The organism is Myxococcota bacterium (assembly GCA_041389495.1).
Taxonomy (GTDB): Bacteria; Myxococcota_A; UBA9160; order UBA9160; family UBA4427; genus JAWKRT01.
The window spans coordinates 50,055-74,356 of record JAWKRT010000005.1 but is presented as its reverse complement, the minus strand read 5'-3'; the positions used below and the strand labels follow the sequence as shown (position 1 = coordinate 74,356).

At 73.4% G+C, this 24,302-nt stretch carries 17 protein-coding genes and 1 pseudogene; 1 reads left to right on the top strand and 17 read right to left on the bottom strand.

Translation table 11 applies throughout. From position 1 onward, the window contains the following. Nucleotides 1-143: 143 nt before the first annotated feature. Both R3E88_20175 and R3E88_20170 read right to left on the bottom strand, forming a co-directional pair. Nucleotides 144-1,358, bottom strand: a complete 1,215-nt coding sequence (locus R3E88_20175; GenBank protein ID MEZ4218799.1) for a GGDEF domain-containing protein — start codon at nt 1,356-1,358, stop codon at nt 144-146. A 398-nt stretch (nt 1,359-1,756) separates the two neighbouring features. Further along, complete coding sequence (locus R3E88_20170) at nt 1,757-3,253, bottom strand: YCF48-related protein (GenBank protein MEZ4218798.1); 1,497 nt, start codon at nt 3,251-3,253, stop codon at nt 1,757-1,759. 200 nt (nt 3,254-3,453) lie between these two features. Here R3E88_20170 and R3E88_20165 point away from each other — a divergent pair, with 200 nt between their 5' ends. Further along, complete coding sequence (locus R3E88_20165; protein MEZ4218797.1) at nt 3,454-4,803, top strand: AarF/UbiB family protein; 1,350 nt, start codon at nt 3,454-3,456, stop codon at nt 4,801-4,803. On the opposite strand, the gene R3E88_20160 is transcribed toward R3E88_20165, so the two are convergent. From R3E88_20160 to R3E88_20090, 15 genes and pseudogenes are all read right to left on the bottom strand, one after another. Further along, complete coding sequence (locus R3E88_20160) at nt 4,800-5,774, bottom strand: PAS domain-containing protein (GenBank protein MEZ4218796.1); 975 nt, start codon at nt 5,772-5,774, stop codon at nt 4,800-4,802. The two genes, R3E88_20165 and R3E88_20160, sit on opposite strands and share 4 nt — an antisense overlap. Beyond that, nucleotides 5,771-6,346, bottom strand: a complete 576-nt coding sequence (locus tag R3E88_20155) for a hypothetical protein (GenBank protein ID MEZ4218795.1) — start codon at nt 6,344-6,346, stop codon at nt 5,771-5,773. The genes R3E88_20160 and R3E88_20155 overlap by 4 nt, the downstream gene beginning before the upstream one ends. Nucleotides 6,347-6,380: 34 nt before the next feature. Further along, nucleotides 6,381-7,931: pseudogene (dnaK, locus tag R3E88_20150) on the bottom strand (molecular chaperone DnaK). A 73-nt stretch (nt 7,932-8,004) separates the two neighbouring features. Continuing rightward, nucleotides 8,005-9,270: a DnaJ domain-containing protein gene (locus R3E88_20145; protein MEZ4218794.1), complete on the bottom strand. Its 1,266-nt coding sequence runs from the start codon at nt 9,268-9,270 to the stop codon at nt 8,005-8,007. Nucleotides 9,271-9,501: 231 nt separating this feature from the next. Continuing rightward, nucleotides 9,502-10,434, bottom strand: coding sequence for an ornithine carbamoyltransferase (gene argF / locus R3E88_20140; GenBank protein ID MEZ4218793.1), 933 nt, complete (start codon nt 10,432-10,434; stop codon nt 9,502-9,504). 67 nt (nt 10,435-10,501) lie between these two features. Beyond that, complete coding sequence (gene argB, locus R3E88_20135; protein MEZ4218792.1) at nt 10,502-11,347, bottom strand: acetylglutamate kinase; 846 nt, start codon at nt 11,345-11,347, stop codon at nt 10,502-10,504. A gap of 168 nt (nt 11,348-11,515) precedes the next feature. After that, nucleotides 11,516-13,054 carry a response regulator gene (locus R3E88_20130; protein MEZ4218791.1) on the bottom strand — a complete coding sequence of 513 codons (1,539 nt, stop codon included), beginning with the start codon at nt 13,052-13,054 and terminating at the stop codon, nt 11,516-11,518. A gap of 73 nt (nt 13,055-13,127) precedes the next feature. Continuing rightward, on the bottom strand, nt 13,128-14,519 hold the full coding sequence (hslU, locus tag R3E88_20125; protein ID MEZ4218790.1) for an ATP-dependent protease ATPase subunit HslU: 1,392 nt from the start codon (nt 14,517-14,519) through the stop codon (nt 13,128-13,130). A gap of 33 nt (nt 14,520-14,552) precedes the next feature. After that, nucleotides 14,553-15,095, bottom strand: coding sequence for an ATP-dependent protease subunit HslV (gene hslV / locus R3E88_20120; protein ID MEZ4218789.1), 543 nt, complete (start codon nt 15,093-15,095; stop codon nt 14,553-14,555). Between the two features lie 10 nt (nt 15,096-15,105). Then, the gene (locus R3E88_20115) at nt 15,106-16,113 is read right to left on the bottom strand and encodes a tyrosine recombinase XerC (GenBank protein MEZ4218788.1); all 1,008 of its coding nucleotides are present in this window, start codon (nt 16,111-16,113) and stop codon (nt 15,106-15,108) included. Beyond that, nucleotides 16,110-17,486, bottom strand: a complete 1,377-nt coding sequence (gene trmFO / locus R3E88_20110) for a methylenetetrahydrofolate--tRNA-(uracil(54)-C(5))-methyltransferase (FADH(2)-oxidizing) TrmFO (protein MEZ4218787.1) — start codon at nt 17,484-17,486, stop codon at nt 16,110-16,112. Before trmFO ends, R3E88_20115 begins: the two co-directional genes overlap by 4 nt. Nucleotides 17,487-17,515: 29 nt before the next feature. Further along, on the bottom strand, nt 17,516-18,712 hold the full coding sequence (dprA, locus tag R3E88_20105; GenBank protein ID MEZ4218786.1) for a DNA-processing protein DprA: 1,197 nt from the start codon (nt 18,710-18,712) through the stop codon (nt 17,516-17,518). Between the two features lie 113 nt (nt 18,713-18,825). After that, entirely contained in the window at nt 18,826-19,887 is a 1,062-nt protein-coding gene (locus R3E88_20100) for a LysM domain-containing protein (protein MEZ4218785.1), read from the bottom strand. A 757-nt stretch (nt 19,888-20,644) separates the two neighbouring features. Continuing rightward, nucleotides 20,645-23,098 carry a tetratricopeptide repeat protein gene (locus R3E88_20095; GenBank protein ID MEZ4218784.1) on the bottom strand — a complete coding sequence of 818 codons (2,454 nt, stop codon included), beginning with the start codon at nt 23,096-23,098 and terminating at the stop codon, nt 20,645-20,647. A gap of 150 nt (nt 23,099-23,248) precedes the next feature. Continuing rightward, nucleotides 23,249-24,250, bottom strand: coding sequence for a sigma 54-interacting transcriptional regulator (locus R3E88_20090; protein MEZ4218783.1), 1,002 nt, complete (start codon nt 24,248-24,250; stop codon nt 23,249-23,251). Between the last annotated feature and the right edge of the window lie 52 nt (nt 24,251-24,302).

Here is a 24,302-nt window from a genome sequence, read left to right as displayed (position 1 = left end):
CCGCCGGCAGCGCGTCCGCTCCCGGCCGCTCCCCTCGCCCGTCGCGGACGCGGGAGTGGAGCGGGTGGCTGCCGAGCATCGGGGAAGGGCCCGCGAGTGCGGGCCCGGACCGCGCGGCTGGGTAGCCCACGGCCGCGCGCGGGTCAAACACTCCGCGCGGCGCCCTCGACGGCTTCGGCTCCGGCGAGCTCGTGGGCCGAGCAGGTGCGGTTGCGGCCGAGCGACTTGGCCCGGTACATCGCCTTGTCCGCGGCCTCGAGCAGCTCGACGCGCGAGCGCCCGTGCTCGGGGAAGCTCGCGACGCCGGCGCTGATGGTGAGCCGCAGCGGTGCGGCGCCCGGACACTCGAACAGGTGCTCCTCGACGCGGCGGCGGATGCGCTCGGCGACGATGAGCGCCGCCTCGTGCGACGTGTCCGCGAGCAGGATCGTGAACTCGTCGCCGCCGTAGCGCGCGAGCGTGTCGACCTGGCGGATCTCGCCGAGCAGGAGCTTCGACAGGTTGCGCAGCGTCTGCGACCCGACGAGATGGCCGTGGCTGTCGTTGACGAGCTTGAAGCGGTCGAGGTCGAGGAACACCACGGAGAGCGAGTTGCCGTAGCGCTCGGCGCGGCGGATCTCGTTGTCGGCCGCCGACATCAGGTAGCGCGCGTTGTACACCTCGGTGACGTCGTCGACGAACGCCCTCTCCTTCGCGTTCGCATAGCGTTCCGCATTGCGCAGCGCGGCCTCGGCGTGCTGACGGATCGTCTCGACGAGCCGCAGCTCGGCCGCGCCGAGCTCGACCGCGTCGTCCGCGATCCAGATCACGCCCTCCTCGCGCTCCGCTCCGCGCACCGGCACCGCGACGAGCGAGCGCGCGTCGGCGCCCGCCGCGCGCAGCGCCTCGAGCGCGGGCCCCTGGCGGCTCGCGCGCACGTCCTGGAAGAGCGCGAGATCGACGCGCTTGCACTCCACGAGCTCGACGCGCAGCGCGCGCGCCTCCGCCTCGCGGAAGCCGCGGAACGCGATGCCGTCGCCCTGCGGCGCGGACAGGCGGCGGAAGAGCGCGAACCCGCGCGACGCGCCGACGGCACCGAGCACGAGATCGAGCGCGACGGGGTACACCTCGCCCGGCTCGAGGCACGGCGCGAGCGCCCGGCATGCCTCGAGCGCGCGCACGGTCGCCGCGAGGCGCTCTCGCTCGGCGCTCGCGCGCGCCCGCTCGAGCGCGAGGGCGGCGCGGGAGCGGAGCTCGAGGGCGGAGAACGGCGCCGGCACGGCGTCGGCCGCGCCGGCCTGGAGCGCGGCCGCGACGGCCTCGGACCGGCAGAGCGCGAGAATGGCGCCGGCCGCCGTCGCACCGAGGAGTCGGGCCACGGACGCGGCGGCCTCCTCGGGCGAGGCGACGCTCGCCAGGTCGACGACGACGAGATCGCGAGCGCGGAGCGCGGAGGCAGGCGGAGGGACGTCGGTCGCGACGACGTCGCCGAGGGGCGCGAGAGCCGCCTCGGCATCGCGGACGACGGCGGGGTCGGCGGAGACGAGAGCGATGGCCGCGGCGCGCGGCGCGCCCGCAGGCCCCGGTGCGCGCACCGGTTCGCTCTGGTCCACCGAAGCCATCGCCTGCCGCGCTCCTCCGGAAGTCGAGAGGGGCGCGACTCCGCACGCGATCCGGGCGCGCGGAGTCGCTGCGGGCGCATCGGCACCGGCGGGGACGCCCTTGAGGCGCTCGGCGTCCGCGAGAGCGCGCCCGGCTCGGCCGGCCGGGCGCGGCGTCAGGCGCCCGTGTCCTCGGACTCGCCCCGGAGCACGCTCGGCCCCATCACCAGCTCCCAGCGGAAGCCGGCGTCGCGGCTGCGATAGATGCGCCCCGTCTGCCCGACGATCAGGCCGAGGGTCCCGTCCGGCGCGAACTCGACGTCGCGCATGAAGGTGAAGACGTTCGGGAAGGTGCCCTCCGGCATCTCGTGCCAGCTGGCCCCGTCGTCACTCGAGACGCGCACGAGCCCCTTCTCGCCGACGGCGACCGCACGGCCTTCGACGGCCGCGACCGCGAACAGCGCCTGCTGCCGGTCGATCCGCACGTACTCGAACGAGCGGCCCCCGTCGTCGCTGCGCAGGACGACGCCGCCGAGGCCCGAGATGAGGCCGTGCTGCTCGTCGCGGAACCGCACCGTGAACAGATAGGGGTTCTGGATGACGCGGACCTTGACGCCGGGGTACGCCCACGTCTCGCGCTCGAGGTAGCGGTCGAGGAAGCCCGGGTCGTCGTCGAGGAAGTCCTCGAAGTCCCACGGCGGCTGGCCGCGCATGCGGAGCCGATCGGAGTCGACGTCCGTGTCCTCGAGGATCGCGATCACCTCGCGGGCGCGCGCCTCGAGCATCTCGAACAGCGGGAAGACGTCGTCGGCCTGTCGGCCGAGGCGGTCCATCTCCTCCTTCGAGCCCACCGCTTCGATCGCGACGTTGAGGTGCTTCGAGTCGACGATCGACCGCCCGAACTCGCGGATGCGTTCGGCCTCGTCGGGTGCGACTCGGATCTCGTTGAACGACAGTCGCACGGGCTCCATCTCGACGGAGCCCGCGATCTCGGACCGCTGCCAGGTGTCGCCGGCGTCGGTCGAGAAGAAGATGTATCCGAACTCCCCGATCAACCAGCACGCCTGCGACGGAGCGCGCAGGCACGTGACGTCGTTGAGCCCGACGTCCTCGTAGACGGTCTCGCCGTTGCGCACGCGCTCCTTCTCGACCGGTGCGAGCCACACGTACTGCGGGTGGTCCTCGGTGATCGTGAAGCTGCGGTCCTGCCACGAGGCGCCGCCGTCGACGGTGCGGATGCGCGTGCCCCACTCGCCGACCGCGACCGCGGTGTTCGCGTCGATCGCGGCGATCGAGAACAGGTGGGAGCCTTCCTTCTCCTTCAGGTTGGGCTGCTGCACCCACGACTTCCCGCCGTCCTCGGTGCGGAGGATGAGCCCGCGCTGGCCGACGGCCCACCCGCGCTGCGCGTCCGCCATCGACACGCTGTAGAGGAGCGCCTGCGTGCCCGTGTTGCCGAGGTGCCAGGACGTGCCGCCGTCGTCCGTCCAGTAGGCGGCGCCGTAGTAGCCCACGGCGACGGCGTGGTCGGCGTCGGGCGCCGACACCGAGAACAGGTTGTCGAGCACCTCGATGTCGCCCGACGGAACGTCGAAGTCGAGGTGCACCTCGTGGCAGCCGAACGTCGCGAGCGATGCGAGGACGGCCGACGCGAGCCAGTGGGCGCGGGACATGCGGTACCCCTCGGTGCGGTGAGCGCCGGAGCCGTGCGGCTCGCGGCAGCGGCGACGGCCGGGCCCGCCGCGCGATCGGTCGAGCTATCTAAACGGCGCGCTCGGACAGTGTCAAGCAGCAGTCTCGCGGCCAACCTCGCGCAGTGTCGACGGTTCGCGGACGCGGAACCGGGCGCGCGAGCGCGCGGCGGAGCTGACCGATGGTCACGACGACGACGGCGATCGAGCGCTCGCGCACGCCCCGCGGCGCGCGCGAGCGGCTGCGCGCGAGCGGCGTCGAGGCGGCCGCGCGCCTCGCCTGGTGCGCGGTGGCGATCGGTGTCCGGCGCCTCGCCGCGCGCGGCGGCGGCCGCGCGGCGCGCGAACGCGCCCTCGTCGCGAGCGCGCGTCGGCTCGCCCGCACTGCGGGCGCGCTCAAGGGCGCGTTCGCGAAGGCCGGCCAGTTCGCGTCGCTGCGCCACGACGTGCTGCCCGCGGCCGCGCTCGCCGAGCTCGACGTGCTGCAGGAGCGCGTGCCGCCGCTCCCGTTCCGCGTCGTCGAGCGGTTCGTCGAGGAGCAGCTCGGCGCACCGATCGCGCGGTCGTTCGCGACGTTCGACCCCGCGCCGATCGGCGCCGCGTCGATCGCTCAGGTGCACCGCGCGCGGCTCCACGACGGCACGGACGTCGCGGTGAAGGTGCAGTACCCGTGGATCGAGGCCGCGCTGCCGAGCGACCTGCGGCTGCTGCGCTTCGCACTGAGGCGCGTCGCGCGAAACCGTCGCGACGCCGTCGAGCCGCTCCTCGAGGAGTTCGCCGCGGGCCTGCGCGAGGAGCTCGACTTCGAGCGCGAGGCGCGCGTCGCCGCCGAGATCGCCGCGAACCTCGCCGAGCTCGACCGCATCGTGGTCCCGCGCGCCGTGCCCTCGCACTCGACGCGGCGCGTGCTCACGATGACGCACCACCCGCGCATCGACCTGCGCGACGGCGGCGCGCTGCGCGCGCGCGGCATCGCACCCGAACGCGTCGTGGAGACGCTCGTGCGCGCGTACGCGCGCATGGTGTTCCGCGACGGCCTGTTCCACGCCGACCCGCACCCGGGGAACCTGTTCGTCGTCGACGAGCCGGGCGCCGCGGAAGCGCCGCGAGTCTTGTTCCTCGACTTCGGCCTGTCGCGGCGGCTCGCACCCGAGCTGCGCCGCGCGCTCCGCGGCGCGCTGCACGCCGTGATCGCGCGCGACGTCGAAGGGGTGGTGTCGCGGATGGACGAGATGGGGATGATCGCCGACGGCGCGCGCCCCGGCGTCGAGCGCGCCGTCTCCGCGATGTTCGAGCGGCTGCGCGAGCAGGGTGGCGCGCTCGCGCTCTCGGGCGGTCAGGTGCTCGGGCTCAAGGACGAGGCGAAGCGCCTGCTCGGCGAGACGCCGGGGCTGCGCCTGCCGAACGACCTGCTGCTCTACGCGAAGACGCTCTCGTATCTGTTCGCGCTCGGAGGCCGGATCGCGCCCGACGTCGACGCGATGCGGATCTCGCTCCCCTACCTGCTGCGCTTCCTCGCCGAGGCCGACTAACGAGCCGACGCGCGACGCGCGTCCTCGTCCTCCTCCGCGAACGGCAGCGGGATCACGGTCGCGCGACCGGATGCGGACTGGACGCAGGCGTGCCGGAAGCCACCGAGGGCGGCGATCGAGTCGCGCACGCGGCGAAGGCCGGGGCCGGTCTCGGGCAGGCTCGGCGCGATCAGCGCGACGACCGCACACTCCTCGCCCTGGACGCGCGCGGCGCGCAGCGACAGCACGATGCGCTCGCCCGCGTCGCACTGTGCGACGCGATCGCGGACCATGCGCAGCAGCACCGTCTCGAGATGGCGCGCATCGCCCTCGACGGGCGGCAGCGAGCGCGGCGCGAGCAGGTCGAGCTCGACGCCCGCGCGCGCACACTCGCCGCGCGCGCGATTCGCCACGGATCGCACGGCGCGCGTCGCGTCGACGCGCTGCCCCTTCGTGGCCGGTGCGTTCTGCGCCGTGAGCAGCGCGCGGAGGTCGACCGCCGCCTTGCGCGCGCGTTCGGCCGAGCGGAGCGCCCCCTCGATCGCCTCGCGGACGTGGCGCGACCCCGGGCCGCCGATGCGCTCGCGCAGCTCCTCGAGCGCGCCGACGGCCTCGGCGAGCGGCTCGTCGATGTCGCGCTGCAGCCCGAGCAGGCGCTGCAGCGAGAACGGCTCGTCGGACAGCGCGATGATGACGCCGACGCGGTCGGTCTCCGCCTCGATCGGCGAGGCGACGCCGATGTAGCCCCGCCCTTCCTCCCGCAGCCGGAAGCGCACGGTCTCACCCGTCTCGCACACCTGCGCGACGGCCTGCAGGAAGGCCTCGCGACCGCCCCCCTCGAACAGCTGCGCGAAGCTCATGCCGCGCGCGGAGGGACCGAACTCGAACGACTCCTCGAACGCCGGGTTCGCGTAGATCACGCGGCCTTCGGGGTCGCCGACGAGCACGGGCTCGTCGAGGAAATCGAGCAGCGAGGCACCGGCGGCGTTCACGACGCGATGCTCACGAGGCCCGAGTCGACGAGGCCACCGAGGTTGTGGAGCACGTCGAACTCGTCCATCCCCGCCGCCTCCGCCAGGTCGTCGAGCGGCGTGCGCCCGTCGCAGAGGGAGACGAGGAAGGCGGCCTGCGCGGGGAGGTGATAGCGGGCGAGGTCGCCCGCGGGCACGGCGAGCCGCGGAGCGCCGCCGGTCGCGAAGCGATCGCGATAGGCGGGCAGGAGGCGCGCGCGGACGAGCTCGAGCACGGCGAGCGACTCGAGGTCGAGGTCGTCGGCGCGCAGGCCCCCCTCGAGCAGCGCGTGCGCGTCCGCGAGCCCGCCGCCGGCGGCCAGCGCGAGCGCTTCCTCGAGCAGCGTCGCATCGCGGCGGTCGTGCGCCGTGTCGGCGGCACCGCGCGCGGGCTCCGCGCCCGCGGCCTCGATGTAGTCGCGCGCGTCCGCGTTGCCGGCGTCGAGCTCGAGCACGCGCTTCCACGCGTGCACCGCGCCATCGACGTCGTCGTTGCCGTAGAGGTCGAGCCCTTCGCGCAGGAGGCGATCGATCTCGTCGCGATTCGCAGCCATCTCGTCGATCGCCTCAGCCCTTGAGCGTCACTTCGTAGAGCTCGTTCTCTTCGATGATCTGGTTGATCTCGTCCTCGGAGAGCGTGCCCGTCGCGTTGACCGTGATCGACTGCTCCTTGCCCGTCGCGAGATCGCGCGCGGAGACGCTCACGATGCCGTTCGCGTCGATGTCGAAGTGCACGTCGATCTCGGGCTCGCCCTTCGGTGCCGGCCGGATGCCCGAGAGCACGAACTCGCCGAGCAGGTCGTTCTCCGCCGCCGTGTCGCTCTCGCCCTGCAGCACGCGGATCTTCACCGCCGACTGGTTGTCGCGCGTCGTCGTGAAGATGTGGCTCTTGCTGACGGGAACGGTGGTGTTGCGCTCGATCAGGCGGGCGAAGTGGCCGCCGTAGGTGCCGATGCCGAGCGACAGCGGCGTCACGTCGAGCAGGAGCATGTTGGAGTCGGCGTCGACGAGCGACGAGGCCTGGATCGCCGCACCGAGCGCGACCACCTCGTCCGGATTCACGCCCTTGTGGGGGCGCTTCCCGAAGAACTCCGTCGCGGCCTGCTGCACGAGCGGCATCCGCGACTGTCCGCCGACGAGCACGATCTGGTCGATGTCGCCGGGCGACAGGCCGGCGTCGTTCACGCACTGCTCGACGCTCTTGAGCGTCGAGTTGACGATGCCGCCGACGAGCTGCTCGAGCTGCTGCCGCGTGAGCTCGTAGTTCAGGTGACGCGGGCCGTCGGCGTCGGTCGCGATGAACGGGAGGTTGATCTCCGTCGCCTCGCGCGAGGAGAGGTCGCACTTCGCCTTCTCCGCCGCGTCCTTGAGCCGCTGCAGCGCCATCGTGTCCTGGCGCAGGTCGATGTGCTGCTCGTTCTGGAACCACTCGACGAGGTGGGCGACGATGCGACGGTCGAAGTCCTCGCCGCCGAGGAAGGTGTTGCCCGACGTCGCCAGCACCTCGACCACGCCGTCGGACATCTCGAGGATCGAGATGTCGAACGTGCCTCCGCCGAGGTCGTAGACCGCGATCTTCTCCTCGCCCTGGCGGCCGATTCCGTACGCGAGCGCGGCCGCCGTCGGCTCGTTGATGATGCGCAGTACCTCGAGGCCGGCGATCTTGCCGGCGTCCTTCGTGCACTGGCGCTGGGTGTCGTTGAAGTAGGCGGGGACGGTGATGACCGCCTCCGAGACCGGCTCGCCGAGGTACTCCTCGGCGACGCGCTTCATCTCGCGCAGGATGATCGCGGAGATCTCCGGGCACGTGAACGTCTTCGCCCCGACCTTGATGCGCGGGTCGCCGTTCGGCCCCTCGACGATCTCGTACGGCGAGAGGTCGATCATCTTCTGGACTTCGGGCGCCTCGAAGCGGCGGCCGATCAGGCGCTTCGACGCGAACACGGTGTTCTGCGCGTTGGTGATCGCCTGGCGCTTGGCGAGGTGTCCGACCAGGCGCTTGCCGTCCTGCGAGATCGCGAACATCGACGGCGTCGTCTTGTAGCCGCCGGTGTTCGGGATCACGACCGGCTGGCCGTTCTCCATCACCGCGACGACCGAGTTCGTCGTCCCCAGGTCGATACCGATCACTCGGCCCATGTCGTCCCCTCTTCCATGAAGGCGTGTCGCGGCGCGGGAGGCCGGCTCCCGCTCGCCGCGAATCCGTGTTCGTTCAGCCGCCCGCGCCCGCCGCACGTCGGAGGACGGCGAGCAGCTTGCGGCCCTCGTCGTGCCCCTTGTCGAGTGAGAGCGCCTGCTCGAGCGCGTTGATCGCGTGGCCCCGGTTGCCGCGCGCCCGGTGCACGAGCGCCATCGTCACGTGGTGCTGCGCGACGTCGGGGCTGTGCGCGAGCGCGGTCTCCGCATACTCGACCGCCTTGGTGAGCTGCTTGCACTGGATGGCCGCGCGCGCCGCCCGATCGTTCAGCGCGGGATCGTGCGGGCGGTACAGGAGCGCCTCCTCGTAGAGGCGGAGCACCTGCGCATAGCGTTTCTCGTCCGCGATGCCGCCGGCGGTCGTCGCCTCCTCGGCCTCGGCGACGAGGGCCTCGGCGCGAAGCTCGGCCGCGCGCGCCTGCACCTCGCCGAAGCGCTCGCGGTACGCGTCCTCGAACGGGTCGAACGCGATCGCGAGACGGATCGTCTGCGCGGCCTCGATGAAGCGGTTGCGCGCGAGCTCCTTCTGCGCGGCGTCGAAGAACTCGCGCGCGCGCTGGCGCCGCTCGGCGAAGACGGACTCGGGCAGCTTGAACGGCATCCGCGCGCGCAGCCTCTCGAGCTTCGTGAGCGGCCGCGGCGGGGCCGTCGGCGCGTCGCCTTCGCTCGCGACCGGCGCCGCGGGCTGCGGCCGCGCACCCGCGGCCGCGGACATCGACTTCTCGACCTCGGCGCGCGCCGTCGGGTCGGAGAGCAGCTCGTAGGCCTCGAGGATGCGCTTGAAGATCGCCTCGAGCCGCTTCGCATAGCCTCCGATCTCGCGCCGGAAGTAGCGGTCGGGATGGAACTCCTTCGACAGCTTGAAGTACGCGCGCTTGATCTCCTTCGCGTCGGCGTCGCGCGCGACGCCGAGGAGGTCGTGGTAGGCCGCGCCGAGGCGCGACTCGAACTCGAGGATGCGGCGCTGCGTGTCGAGGTCGATGCCGAGCGATTCGTCGAGCGCGTCCTCGTCGATCTCGCCGGGTGCGAGTCGGCGCTTCGGGCGCCGCGCGGCGGGGTCGACGAGCTCGAGGATGCCGCCCTCGAGCCACGCCTCGAGGCGGGCGTCGACCTCGTCGGGCGTCAGTCCGCCGATCGCGCGCAGCACGCCCCACGGCGTGGCGCCGTCGATGCGCGACAGGAGGAAGCCCTCGGTCGGACTCAGGACGAGCGCGGTGGGATCCGCCGAGGCACCGAGCCTCGGGATCCGCGTCGCCCGATCCTTCTCCGAGCCGTCCGGCATGCGGACACCCCCCGACGGCGCGCGGGACGCGCGCACGCGTGGGGCTCCATCGGTGGGCGACCGCGCCAGCGTTAGCAGTGAGCCGGCAAGAGGCGCGGGAAGTCGGGGCCCCGCGGCCGGCCAGCGGGTGTCGCGCGCTCGGCCCGGACCGGCGCCGCGGCCGGCGGCGGTGCCGCACCTCGGCCGCCCGATCTGGACCGATCGATCCGGTCTCGGACCGCGGGGCGGCGGCTAGCGCGGCCCGAGCATCACGGCCTCGAGCACGGCCTTCTGCGCGTGCAGCCGGTTCTCGGCCTGCTCGTAGACGAGGCTCCGCTCGCCGTCGAGCACGTCGGACGTGATCTCCTCGCCGCGGTGGGCGGGCAGGCAGTGCATCACCCACGCGTCGGGCGCGTGCGCGAGCAGCGCGTCGTTGACCTGGTAGGCGGCGAAGATCTGCCGGCGCTGCTCGGCCTCGGCCTCCTGTCCCATGCTCGTCCAGGTGTCGGTGTAGACGAAGCTCGCGCCGCGCACGGCCTCGACCGGATCGTCGAGCACGTCGATGCGCGCTCCGCTCCGGCGCGCGAGCTCCGCGGCCTGCTTCGCGATGCGCTGCGCGGGGCGGTGCGTGCGCGGCGTCGCGACGCGCAGGTCGAGCCCGAGCACCGCGGCCAGCAGCAGGAGCGAGTTCGCGACGTTGTTGCCGTCGCCGACGTAGGCGATGCGCGCGGCCTTCGGCTCCATCACCTCGGCGACCGTCTGCAGGTCGGCCATCGCCTGGCAGGGATGCAGGAGGTCCGTCAGCCCGTTGATCACGGGAATCGTCGCCTCGGCGGCGAGCTGCTCGACGAGCGCGTGGCTGAACGTGCGGGCCATGATGCCGTCGACCCAGCGCGAGAGGTTGCGCGCGACGTCGGTCGGGCTCTCGCGCGTGCCGATGCCCACCTGCTCGGGGCGCAGCAGGATCGCGTGGCCGCCGAGCTGGGTCATGCCCGCCTCGAAGGTCACGTGGGTTCGCAGCGACGGCTTCTCGAAGTACATCGCGAGCGTGCGGCCGAGCAGCGTCTGCGGCCGCTCGCCCGCGCGCCACATGCGCCGGAGGTCGCGCGCGCGCGCGAGCATCGCCAGGAGCTCGTCCGCACTCCAGTCGGCGATCGTCAGGAAGCTCCGCGCCGGCAATCGCATCTCGACCTCTTCCCTCCTCCTTCGCGGGGCGCCTTCTCGGGGCTGCGTCGCGCGGCCCCTTCGCGCGTCAGGGAACCAGCAGCGTTCCCGCTCCGCCCTCGTCCGTGAACATCTCGAGCAGGATGGCGTGCTTGATCCGGCCGTCGACGATGTGCGTGCGTGCGACGTGGCCGCGCAGCGCGTCGAGGCAGCACTCCACCTTCGGGATCATGCCGCCCTTGATCGTGCCCTCGCGCACGAGCGCATCGACCTGCGCGACGGTGAGCTGCGGCAGCAGCTTCCCCTCGCGGTCGAGCACGCCCTCGACGTCCGTCAGGAGCATGAGCTTCTCGGCGCGGAGCGCGCTCGCGATGGCGCCCGCGGCCTCGTCCGCGTTCACGTTGGTCGTGCGGCCGTCCGGGTCGAGACCGATTGGCGCGATCACCGGGATGAAGCCCGCATCGACGACGGCCCGGATCGCGCTCGGCTCGACGCCGACCACCTCTCCGACGCGGCCGAGCTTCGGGTCGCGAAGGCGCGTCTGGATCATCCCGCCATCGCTGCCCGTGAGGCCGACGGCGCGGCCGCCGCCGCGCTGCACGAGCCCGACGATCTCGCGGTTGATCTTGCCGCCGAGCACCATCTCGACCACTTCCATGGTGGCGTCGTCGGTGATGCGGCGACCGTCGACGAAGGTCGATTGGCGCCCGAGCGCATCGAGCGTGGCGCCGATCTGCGGCCCGCCGCCGTGCACGATCACCGGCTGGATGCCGACGTACTTGAGCAGCACGACGTCGGTCGCGAACGACGCGCGGAGTGCGTCGTCCGTCATCGCGTGGCCGCCGTACTTGATGACGATCACCTTGCCGAAGAAGCGCCGGATGTACGGCAGCGCCTCGATCAGGATGGCGGCCTTGTCGACGAGGTCCTTCACGGCGAATCCTTGCGAGCGAGAGCGGTGGATGCGGAGGCGCTTCGGAGGAGTGACCCCACCCGATCCGGGGGAGTCGAGAACGACGAGGGACCGCGACCTGCGACCGGCTCGCCGCGCGACGCGCGAAGGACGCCGTCGTCCCGGCCGGCGGCCCGCGGGCCGGGATCGCTAGCGCCGCGCCGCCCGGCGCGCCTCCGCGACCTCGTCGATCGATTCGAGCAGCGAACGGTACAGGAGCGCGTTGCGCACCGCCGCCGAGAGCGCGGCCGCGAGGAGCTCTGCGCTGCGGGCCGAGGCCTCGGCCGCATCGCGCGGGAAGGCGCGGAAGACGCCGACCACCTTGCCGCGCAGCGAGAGCGGCACGCACACCATCGGCCCCGATCGCCCGTCGGCCGGCGTGTCGATCGACGCGTCGAAGCGGGCGTCGGCCGTCGGCGCATCCGTCGCGACGAGGCGGCCCGTCTGCAGCACCGCCCCCGTCAGCCCGCCGCGCTTCGGAAGCTCGGCGCGCTCCTCGCGCTCGCCGCCGTCGTCGGCCGCCTCGCACCGGAGCACGTCGGCCGCGTTGTCGATGAGGAAGAGCGAGGCCGGCGCGGCGCCGAGCCCCTTCGCGACGGCCTCGAGCCCCTTCGCGAACACCCGCGCCGGCTCGACCTCGGTCGTCATCGCCTCGCACACCGCGCGCACGAGATCGGCGTCGCGCTCGACGCTCGCGACGTGCCGCGCCGCCTCGGCCGCCCCCTCGTCGAGCTCGCTCGTGTCGAACCCCGGATCGACGGCGCGTTCGGCGCTGGCCGCCGTGCCCTCTCCCGCGAGGACGCGCGCGGCGACGTGCGCGGCGAGCGCGCGGAGCAGGACGAGATCGTCCGGCGCGAACTCGCCGCCTCCCGTGCGGTCGGTCGCGCAGAGGACGCCGAGCGCCTCTCCCGCCGCGACCACCGGAGCGACGGCGAACGACGCCGAGTCGTAGCGCTCGCCCGGGTCGCGCGGTGTGAAGCGATCGCTCGGATGGGCCGACGCGACGAGCGCCGCGGAGCGCGAGGCGAAGACCGCGCCCGCGACGGCCTCGCCGATCGCGACTCCGTCCATGTCGGCCGCGTCGATCTTGCGCCCGTGCGCGGCGGCGACGCGCAGCGTGTCGCCCGAGTCGTCGAGCCAGAGCAGCGACGTCTTCGCGGCGTCGAGGACCTCGGCCGCGACGTCCACGGCCGCGCGCGCGACGGCCTCGGCACGTTCGTCCGCGTCGCCGTCGACGCCCCAGCGGCCGGGCGCGTCGCAGGCGTCCGCGAGCCGCGCGAGCCGCGCGCGCAGCGCCGCGAGATCGTCCGCGACGCGGAACGCGTCGCGCGCGCGGCGCACGGCGAGCACGAGCTCCTCGTCGTGGAGCGGCTTCGCGAGATAGTCGTTCGCGCCGAGCCGCAGCGCCTCGAGGACGAGCTCCTGGTCGGTGTGCGCGGAGAGCATGATGATGCGCATGTCGGGGCGCGCGTCGCGCAACGTGCGCAGCACCTCGATGCCGTCGATGCCGGGAAGGCGGATGTCGAGGATCGCGACGCCGAGCGAAGGATCGGCCGCGAGCTCGATCGCGCTCTCCCCGTCGAAGGCCTCGACGACCTCGAGCCCCTCCGCGCCGAGGATGTCCCGGATCGCCTCGCGGTAGAAGTTCTCGTCGTCGCAGACGAGGATGCGCGCGGTCGGGTCGCCCATGCCTCTCCCCTCGGCGGCGGAACCTAACCGATCCGCCGCGCCCGGTGAAGCAGCGCAGCCGCCGAGCGGTGCCTCAGAGGATGTACTGGGACAGGTCGCGGTCGGCGACCAGATCGGCGAGCCGCTCCCGGACGTAGGCGGCGTCGACCACGATCGTCTGCGCCGGGCGGTCGGGGGCGTCGAAGCTCACCTCGTCGAGCAGCCGCTCCATCACCGTGTGCAGCCGCCGCGCCCCGATGTCGTCCGTCGCGTCGTTCACCGCGGCGGCGATCTCGGCGATCGCCTCGATGCCGTCCGTGCGGAAGTCGAGCGTCGTGCCCTCGGTCGCGAGCAGCGCCGCGTACTGGCGGACGAGCGAGTTGTCCGGCTCGGAGAGGATGCGCACGAGGTCGGCGCGCGTGAGGCTCGCGAGCTCGACGCGGATCGGGAAGCGCCCCTGCAGCTCGGGAATGAGGTCCGAAGGCTTCGCGACGTGGAAGGCGCCGGCCGCGATGAACAGGACGTGATCGGTGCGCACGATGCCGTGCTTCGTCTGGACGCTCGAGCCCTCGACGATCGGCAGCAGATCGCGCTGCACGCCCTCGCGCGACACGTCCGGGCCCTGCCCCCCGCCCTGCCGGCCCGCGACCTTGTCGATCTCGTCGATGAACACGATGCCGCTCTGCTCGACGCGTGCGACGGCGCGGTCGCGCGTCTCGTCGGGGTCGATCAGCGACTGCGCCTCGAGCTCCGTCAGGGCGTCGCGCGCCGCGCGCACCTTCATGCGGCGCGGTCGCGTGCGCTTCGGCACGAGCGAGCCGAGCAGGTCCTTGAACTGGACGCCCATCTCCTCGAAGCCCTGCGGCGTCATGATCGAGAGCTGCGCGCCCGCGCGCTCCTCCGGCAGCTCGACGTCCACCTCGCGCTCGTCGAGCTCTCCGAGTCGCAGCAGCTTGCGGAGCTTCTCCCGCGTCTCGGATCGGCCGGAGGCCGGCGAGGTCTCGCCCGCCGCCCCCGCCGCGCCCCCGGGCAGCGCCGGCGGCGCGGCCGCGGGCGGGGGCAGCAGCGCGTCGAGGATGCGCTCCTCGGCGATCTCCTCGGCGCGTGCCCGCACGTTGCGCTTCTGCTCCTCCGTCACCATCGCGAACGCGACCTCCGTGAGGTCGCGGATCATGCTCTCGACGTCGCGCCCGACGTAGCCCACCTCCGTGAACTTCGACGCCTCCACCTTCACGAACGGCGCCTGCGAGAGCTTCGCGAGCCGCCGCGCGATCTCCGTCTTCCCGACGCCCGTCGCGCCGATCATGATGATGTTCTTCGGCGCGATCTCGTCGCGCAGCTCCTCGGCCACGCGGCGCCTGCGCCAGCGATTGCGCAGCGCGATCGCGACCGCGCGTTTCGCGTCGCGCTGACCGACGACGTAGCGGTCGAGCTCGGAGACGATCTCGCGCGGCGTGAAGGACGGGGTCTCTGCGGGGTCGGACACGTTCGGGTCTCTCGCGGTCGGGACGTCGCGACGCTAGGGGAGCGCGACGAGGTGGAGGTCGGCGTTCGTGTAGATGCAGATCTCGGCCGCGACGCCGAGCGCCTCGCGCGCGATCGCTTCGCAGTCGAGGTCGGTGTGCCGCGCGAGCGCCCGCGCGGCGGCGAGCGCATAGCTTCCGCCGGAGCCGATGGCGGCGATCCCGTCGTCGGGCTCGATCACGTCGCCGTTGCCCGAGACGACGAGCAGCGTGTCCGGATCGCCGACGAGCAGCATGGCCTCGAGGCGCCGCAGCATGCGGTCGGTGCGCCAGTCGCGCGCGAGCTCGACCGCCGCGCGCCGGACCTGGCCGGGGTGCGCGTCGAGCCGCGCCTCGAGCCGCTCGAGCAGCGTGAGCGCGTCGGCCGCGCCCCCCGCGAAGCCGACCACCGCCCCGCCCTTCGCGAGCTTCCGCACCTTCTCGGCGCGCTGCTTCATCACCGTGTCGCCGACCGTCACCTGGCCGTCGGCGGCCATCGCGATCCGACCGCCGCCGCGCACGGCGACGACGGTGGTCGAGCGCACTCGCTCTCCGGGCATCACGACTCCGTCACTCCTTCCCCCGGCGCGCGCGCGGGTGCGCGCCGTCGTACACGGTGCGCAGGTGCTCCACCGAGACCTCGGTGTACTTCTGCGTCGTCGACAGGCTCGCGTGGCCGAGCAGCTCCTGGATGTCGCGCAGCGAAGCGCCCGTGTCGAGCAGGTGGGTCGCGAAGCTGTGGCGCAGCCGGTGCGGGTGGACGCGGTCGTCGATGCCCGCGCGCGACGCGCGGCGCGCGAGCACGCGACGCACTTCGCGGTCGGAGAGCCGCCGCGCGGGCGACGGCACGTCCGGCGCGCCGCGCGCTTCCGAGGTCTCCCGCGCGCGTGCGCGCCGCAACGACACGAAGAGCGGCTCGCCCAGCACCCCGGGCCGCGCGCGCGCATCGAGCCACTCCCGCAGCGCCTCGAGCGCCAGCGCGGGCACCGGCACGACGCGCTCCTTGCGTCCCTTCCCGAGCACGCGCAGCTGGTGCGCGGCCGGGTCGACGTCGCGCACGTCGAGCGCGACGAGCTCGCCGACGCGGATCCCCGTCCCGTAGAGCAGCTCGACGAGCGCGCGGTCGCGCAGCCGCCGCAGGCGATCGCGCGACGACTCGTCGGTCGCCGCCCGTGCATCGGCGTCGGCGAGCGCCTCGCAGTCGTCGACGCCGAGCGGGCGCGGAAGCCGCGACGCCTGCTTCGGTGCCGGAAGGCCGACGCTCGGATCGCGCGCCGCGGCGCCCTCGCGCAGGAGGAAGCGATAGAGCGCACGCACGCCCGAGAGCTTGCGCCCGATGCTCGCCGCACCGTGCGAGCGGTGCAGGCTCGCGAGCCACGCGCGCAGCTGCGTCGGCGTCGCCTCCCCGGGCGCGGCGACACCGGCGTGTCGCGCGAACTGCTCGGCGTCCGAGACGTACGCGCGGATCGTGTGGGGCGACACGTTGCGCTCGACGCGCAGGTGGCGCGCGAAGTCCGCGATCGCCGCGGACCAGCGCGGCGACAGCGCCGGCGCGTCCGCGCGGCCTCCGCCGCTCATCGCTCGCCCTCGGGCGCGACGAGCGTCGCGTGGTGCGCGATCGCATCGAGCGCGCGCGCGGCGAGTGCCTCGTTGCGCTCGGCGCGGCGCATCCGGCGGGGCCCGCGCGCGGCCCCGCCTTCCGCGGCGAGCGGCTCGAAGAGTCCGTAGTTCACGTTCATCGGCTGGAAGTGGGCGGGGTCGGCGTCGCGCAGGTGGCGCAGGAGCGCGCCGTGCGCCGTGCATTCGGGCGGCAGTGCGAGCGGGAGACCGAGCGCGCGTCGCGCCGCATTGACGCCGCCGACGAGCCCGAGTGCCGCGGACTCGACGTAGCCCTCGACGCCCGCCATCTGTCCGACGACGAAGAGCCCCGGACGGCCGCGCAGCTCGAGCGACGGCGCGAGGCAGCGCGGCGCGTTCACGTACGTGTTGCGGTGGACGGAGCCGTAGCGCGCGAAGACGGCGTTCCCGAGCCCGGGCAAGGCGCGGAACACCGCCTGCTGGGCGCCCACCCGCAGCTTCGTCTGGAAGCCGACCAGGTTGTAGAGCGCGCCCGCCTTGTCCTCCTGTCGCAGCTGCACGACGGCGTGAGGACGCCGGCCCGTGCGCGGGTCGACGAGGCCGACTGGCTTCATCGGTCCGTAGGCGAGCGTCTGACGGCCGCGGCGCGCCATCTCCTCGATGGGCAGGCAGCCCTCGAAGTAGAGCTCCGCCTCGAACGCGTGGAGCGGGACGGCCTCGGCCTCGAGCAGCGCGTCGACGAACGCCTCGTAGCCGTCGCGATCGAGCGGGATGTTGAGGTAGTCGCCGTCGCCGTCGCTCTCGTAGCGCGAGGCGCGGAAGACGACGTCGAGATCGATCGAGTCCGCGTAGATCGTCGGCGCGATCGCGTCGTAGAAGTACAGGTCCTCCTCGCCCGTGCGCGCGCGCAGCTCGCGCGCGAGCTCGGGTGCGGTGAGCGGCCCGGTCGCGAGCACCGCGATCGCGTCTTCGGGGAGCCGATCGACGCACGCGTGCCGCACCTCGATCGCGGGATGGCGCGCGATCGCGTCGGTGACGTACTCCGAGAACGCGAGCCGGTCGACCGCGAGCGCGCGTCCGGCGGGCACCGCCGTCGCATCCGCGGCGCGCATCACCAGCGACCCGAGTCGCCGCATCTCCTCCTTGAGCAGACCGACGGCGTTGTGCAGCGACGCGCCGCGAAGCGAGTTGCTGCAGACGAGCTCCGCGAAACCGTCCGCGACGTGCGCGGGCGAGCGGCGCAGCGGCTTCATCTCGTGGAGGACGACCGGAACACCGCGCGACGCGATCTGCCACGCGGCCTCGCAGCCCGCGAGCCCCGCGCCGACGACCGCGACACGCGTATGAGCTCCGCTCGTGGACGAAGTGGGCAAGCCGAGGCCTCCGTGCTCGGCCGGCGAGTCTAGCGGCGCGTGCGAACGTGCAGCCTCCCGTCGCGCTCGAGCGCGATCCGGCCGTCGATCTCGAGCTCGGCGAGCTCGAGCGCGAGCGCCTCGGGACGCGCGCCGAGCCGTGCCGCGAGCTCGTCGCGCGTCGCGGGGGCATCGCGGAGCGCGCGCACGAGCGGCGAGTCGGCCGCCTCCGCGGCGCGGGACGGCCCGGGTGCGGGCTCCGGATCCATGCCGAGGGCCGCGAGCACGTCGTCGGCGCCGAGTGCGACGGCCGCCCCGTCGCGGAGCAGCTCGTTCGTTCCCTCGCTCGTCGGCGCGTCGATGCGGCCGGGAACCGCGAGGACCTCGACGCCCTGGTCGGCCGCGTGCCGCGCGGTGACGAGCGAGCCGCTGCGCCGGCGCGCCTCGACGACGACGACGGCCCCGGCCAGCGCGCTGATGAGCCGGTTGCGCAGCGGGAAGAACGCGCGCCTCGGCGCTACGCCGGGGCCGAGCTCGGTGACGACTGCGCCGCGCTCGCGCAGGCGCAGCGCGAGCGCGCGATGCGCGGCCGGGTAGACGTCGTCGGGCCCGCGCGCCTGGACGGCGATGCTCGCCCCCTCCGCATCGAGCGCGCCCTCGTGCGCCGCCGCGTCGATGCCCCGCGCGAGCCCGGAAACGACGACGACGCCGCGCGCCGCGAGCGCGCGGGCGAGCTCGCGCGCCACGCCCCGCCCGTAGCCCGTCGCGGCGCGGGCGCCGACGATCGCGACGCAGGGGCGGCGCCAGGCGGCACAGTCGCCCTGCACGAGGAGCAGGGGCGGCGCATCGCGCAGCGGCCGCAGCCGCGCGGGATACGCGGGCGACGACCAGGGCACGGCGCACACGCGGTGACGGACGAGAGCGCGCCACGCGCTGCCGCCTTCGCGAACGCGAAGCGCCCGCGCCCGCCCCGCCGCGTCGGCGAGCCGCCACAGGGTGTCGGGCGCATGCCCGGCGCGGAGGCCCTCGATCGCGTCGACGGGACGCAGTCCGAGCGCCGCCTGCAGCCGCAGCCACGCGAGCAGCTCGGCGCGGCGGTGGGGCCGGGAATCGGTGGGGTCGAGCGGCGCGCTCGCCTCGGCATCGGGCGCGCGCCCCTCGGATGCGGCAGCGGAGTCGAGAACGGAGCCGCCGGCGCGCCGGCCGGACGGCGGACGCGAAGCGGGGACGTGCGAGCGATCGGGCACGGGAGCGTCCCGGGGACCGGGGAGTCCTTCAGTAGCACGAAGGGCGGCACGGTCGCCCGCGCCGCCCTTCCGGACGCTTCCCGCGTACCCGCTCTCGCGGGTGCGCCGCCCCCTCAGCGCATCGTCACCGTGCTCACGGCTCCGCTGCGGATGGTGTCGCCGATGTGCAGCTCGCGGCGCGCCTCGAGCACGAACGCAGCAGCCGACGTCGGCTGGACGCTCACGATCACGAGGTCGGCCACGTGATTGTCGGGCGTGCGGACGTCGACGCCGCGCGCGCGGTCGCGCACTACGTTTCCGCTCTCGTAGACGGTGATCTCCGAGCCGATCTCGAGGCCGTGGACGCTGCCGCGATCGATGAACACGTAGTCGAGGTTCCCGAGCTGCGTGCGGCGCTTCGGCGCGTAGACGATGCGGGCCTCTAGATCGGTCGGCGCCGCCTTCGTCGCGAACTCCTCGGGCATCGGCTCGCGCGGAACGAGCCGGTACCCGCGCATGATCTCGCTGGTCGACTGGCGGATCTCGGCCACCGCGGCGTCGCCCTCGACGCGCGTCACCTCGACCCAGCCCGCGACGTCCACGTAGTAGCCGAGCGTGCGACCCGTGCGCGGATCGCGCACGGGGTCGGCGTTGACGAAGACGTCGAACTGGTCACCGACCTTCGTCTCGCCCTCGCCGAGCCCGATCACGATCGTGTCCGTCTGCGAGAGCAGCGTGCGCGGAGACACGCTCGAGACGATGCTCGTGGCACCCTCGAGCACGTCCTCGCTCACGTAGCTCCACACGTCGACGCCGGGAATGCGGAGTGCGCGAGAGAGCGCGACCGACGGGGGCGGCGCCACGGCGATCACGTCCTCGTCGCCGATCGCGGCGGGAGCGGCTTCCTCGTCGAACGCGATCTCCTCCTCGTCGATCGCGGCCGGGAGCTCCTCGCCGAGCTCGACGTCCGAGGCGACCTCGAGCTCCGACTGCGCCTCGATCATCTCGGCCGCCTCGGCGGGCGTCACCTTGCGCATCTCGGTCGAGCTGATCCAGATGTGCTCGCCGGGATGGATGAGGTGCGGATTCGCGATGTCGCCGTTGTCCTTCCAGACGCTCGGCCACACCCACGGCGTCTTCAGGTAGGCGTTCGAGATCGCCCACAGCGTGTCGCCCCGGGCGACCACGTGGATCACGCCGCGACGACCCTCAGCGTCCACCGCGGGCGTGCCGGAGCGAACGACAGGACGCGCGACGGACGCGGACGCGGGCAGCGAGGGTTCGACGGAAGGTGCGGGAGCCGCGCTCGGAACCGGCGCGACTTCACTGGGATCGGCCGACTCGACGCGTGCGGCGGGCACTGCGACCTCGGCCACCGTCGCGGCGTCGGCGTCGCTCGTGTCGTCCGCGGGAGCGGCGGGAATGGGCGCGGGAGCCGCGGGCGCGACCTCGGTCGGGGCGAGCGCAGCTGCACCATCGCCGCTGTCGAGCTCCCAGACCGAGCCGGCGTCCGAACCGGCGTCCGACGCGCCATCGTCGGCGCCGAAAGCACCGGGCGCGAGGAACAGGGCGGCGCAGGCCACGAGCGCGCGCGTCCAGGAATTCATGCGATCCCCTCCCACGCTCGCCGCATCCGAGCGGCGCGCGTGCACGCCGGTCGGCGTGCCACCTCGTCGCCGCGCGCGGCCCCACCGGCCGACGCACGAGCGAACGGAACGCGCAATGCGCTCCGCGAGTCCACGTGTTGCGGGCATCTATCGGTCCCACCCGATCGCGGCTTGACGCTTCGGGGCGGCTCCCGCCGGTCGGAGGGGGGCCGCTCGTGCCCCGGGTCACGGGGGCGGGCCCACAGAAACGCGAGAGCGGGCGCGGCCGATGGCCGCGCCCGCTCCAATCGAGGTTCACCGAGTCTCGGCCGCGGGGGTGCGCGGCCCGGTGAGGAACGCGCCCGCGTCAGGACTTGCGCAAGCGCTCCGCCATCGTGCGGACGTCCGCGAGCCAGGACGGCTCACGCCCCTTGGACGCGCCGCGCTGCGCGGCGGTGAGGGCCTCCTCGAGCGTCTCGAGCGCCTTGTCGGGCTGCTCGTTCGCCTCGTAGGCCTGGGCCAGGTGGTAGCGGACGATCCCGAGGCGATCGTCCTCGGCACCGAACCCGGCGACCGCTTCGCGCAGGTAGCCGATCGCCGCGGACGGGATGCCGCGCTTGAAGAGGACCCAGCCGAGGGTGTCGGCCGCGCTCGGGTTGTCCGGCAGCAGGGCCTTGGCCTCCTGAGCGAGATCGAGTGCGCGATCGAGGTCGCCGCCCTTCTCGGCGATCAGGTACGCGAGGTTGTTCTTGGATTCGCCGAGCGAGGAGTCGAGCCCGATCGCCTCCTCGTAGTGGCGCATCGCGTCGTCGACCTTGCCCTGGTACTCGAGGAGGGTCGCGAGCCGCTCGTGGAGGCGCGCGTCGTTCGGGTTCTTCTCCAGTGACCGCTGCAAGGTCGCGACGCTCTCGTCGAGGCGGTTCGTCATGCTGTAGAAGCCCGCGAGCCGCTGGAACGCCGACGAGTCGGCGGGGTCGAGCTCGACCGCGCGCTTGTAGGCCGCCTCGGCGCCCGCGAGATCGCGCTGTGCGAGCGCCGCGTTGCCCTCGAGCATCGCCAGCTTCGGATTCTCGGGCTCGGCCTCGACGGCCTTCCGGATGCGCGCGAGCGACTCGTCGAGGCGACCCGTCCGCACGTCGATGCGGTGCAGCGCATCGAGGATGTCCGGGTGGTTCGGCCGTCCGGCATCGGCGCGGAGCAGCGCCTCGCGCGCCGCGTCGAGCTTGCCCTCGACCATGTTCATGCGGCCCACCGCGTACCACGAGTCGGCGTCGCGATCGGCTTCCGGGATCTTCGACAGCTCGGCGAACGCCTCGTCGCGCTTGCCGAGGTTCACGAGGCTCTGCGCGACGAGGATGCGCGTGGCCGCATCGTCCGGCTTCTCGCGCAGGTACGCGCGCCCCTGCTCGATCGCGTACTCGTGCTCGCCGAGCGCGGAGTGGATGCGCGCGAGCGCGCGGCGCGCCTCGAGCAGGGCGGGGTCGAGCTCGACGGCGCGCGCGAGCTCGGCGCGGGCGCCGTTCTGGTCGCCGAGCAGCATGAGCGCCGAGCCGAGCACGAAGCGCCCCTGCGCCCAGTCCGGCCGGATGTCGAGCGCCGAGCGCAGCGTCTGGGCCGCCGCCTTCGGGTCGAGCTCGGCCATCTCGATCTTCGCGCGGACGAAGAGCGCCTCGGGGTTCGAGGGCTCGACCGCGAGCACGTCGTCGACGATCGCGCGGCCCTCGGCGATCGCGGCATCGTCCTTGTTGCGATAGCCCGTGTCGACCTTGAGCTCGGCCTTGCGAAGCTGCGCGGCGCGGTTCTTCGGGTCGATCTCGAGCGCCTTGTCCACGGCCGCGAGGGCACCGTCGAAGTCCGACTGGCGGCCCCGATAGGCCGAGAGGACGAGCCACGGCTGCGCGTCGTCCGCCTTCGCCTCGGTCGCCTGCTCGACGAGCGCGTCCGCCTTCTCCGTGTCGCCCTGCGAGATGTAGAAGCGCGCGAGCAGGTAGATCAGGTCGAGCTTGCCGTCGTCGTCGGCGACCTCGATGCCCTTCTCGAGCGTCGCGACCGCGTCGCCGAGCCGATCCTCGTTGAAGTAGAAGCCCGCGAGGTTCCGGTAGCCCACCGAGCGCGACTGCTTCGCGACCTCGAGCGCCTTCTTGAAGGCCGCCTCCGCCCCGGCCGACTCGCCGGTGCGAACGAGATGGCGCCCGAGGATCGAGTACGAGCGGAAGCTCGGCTCGAGCTCGACGAGCCGGTCGATGTACGTGCGCGCCGCTTCGAGGTTCCCGCGCCGGCTCTGGAACTGCACCATGTTCGACAGGTGCGACGGGGCGTCCTCGGGCTTCGCGACCTCGATCGCCTTCGCGAAGGCCTGCTCCGCCTCGTCGAAGCGCTCGAGCGCGGTGAGCGCCTCGCCGCGGAGCGTGTAGGCGGAGGCACGATCGGGCTCCTGCGCGACGATCGCGTCCGCCTGCGCGAGCACCTCCTCGTAGTCCTTCGCGAGCAGCGAGAACTGCGCGAACGAGACGCGCGCGTCGATGTTGGACGGGTCGAGACGGACGGCCTCGTGCAGCTCCCAGTACGCTTCCTTGAGCTTCTGCAAGGCGGTGTAGGAGCGCGCGAGCGCGTAGTGCGCCTCGGGATGATTGGGGTCGAGCTGCAGGACGTTGCGGTACTCGATGACCGCCTCGTCGTACTTCTCGGCGTCGAGCGCCTGCTTCCCGCGATCGAGGAACTCCGCGAGCTTCTGCTCGTCGCTCTTGCACGCCGCGAGCGCGAGACACAGCGCGGCCGCGGAGAGAACGGGGAGGAGGGAGCGGAGCTTCGGAAGACGCATCGCGACGGTCCTCGTGGTGCGGATTCGGGCGATCCCGGTCCTGGAGCGGGCCCCTACCTATCCGATGGGCCCGCCGGCAGCAAGAGCGAACGCCCCGAGCCCGGCGGAGACGCGCGCCGGTGCCTCCGCGTGGGTGGCCGGCGCCCGAGCCTAGGTGTCGCCGTCCGAACGGCTGCGGTTCCGGCGCCAGGTGGGATGCGTGATGCCCATGCGCCGGACCGCGTAGTTGAGCTTGCGCCTCGAGACTCCGAGCAGGTGTGCCGCGTCCTTTTGCACATAGCCTGCTCGCTCGAGTGCGAGCTGCACGGCGCGACGCTCGATCGCGTCGAGCGACACGCCGCCGTCGGGCAGCTCCAGTCGGAAGCCGGCGTCGGCCTCACGCAGGCCGGATCGTTCGAGCGAGAGGTCCTCGGCGTCGATCCGCGACTCCTCGCAGAGCAGCACCGCGCGCTCGATCGCGTTCCGCAGCTCGCGCACGTTTCCGGGCCACGCGTGCGAGCGGAGCCGATCGATCGCGCCGGGGCTGAAACACCGGACGTCGCGCTCGAGTTCCTGGGCGAAGCGCGCGCGGAAGTGCTCGGCGAGCGGCATCAGGTCCTGTGGACGCTCGCGCAGCGGGGGAACGTGGATGGGCACGACGGCGAGTCGGTAGTAGAGGTCGCGTCGGAAGGCGCCCTCGGCGACGCACGCCTCGAGGTCGCGGTTCGTCGCGGCGACGATGCGCGCGTCCGTCCGCAGGAGCGACGTGCCGCCGAGCCGGTGGAATGCCTGGTCCTGCAGGACGCGCAGCAGCTTCGCCTGCGTCGCGAGGGACAGCTCGCCGATCTCGTCGAGGAGCAGCGTGCCGCCGCTCGCCTGTTCGAAGCGCCCGCGGCGGCGCTGCTCGGCTCCCGTGAAGGCCCCGCGCTCGTGTCCGAACAGCTCGGACTCGAGCAGCGTGTCGGGGACGGCCGCGCAGTTCACCTCGACGAACGGCCCGCCGCGACGCGGCGAGCTCGCGTGGACGAGCGCGGCGACGAGCTCCTTTCCGGTGCCCGTCTCGCCGGTGACGAGGACGGTCGAGCGCGCCGGGCCGACCCGACGTGCGACGTCGACCGCCTCCCGCATCGCGGGCGCGTTCGCGAAGATCGGCTCGCTTCCCGCGTCGCCCATGACCGGCCGTGTCGGCCCGCGCGCGGGAGTGCTGGAGGAGCGGGAACGGCCG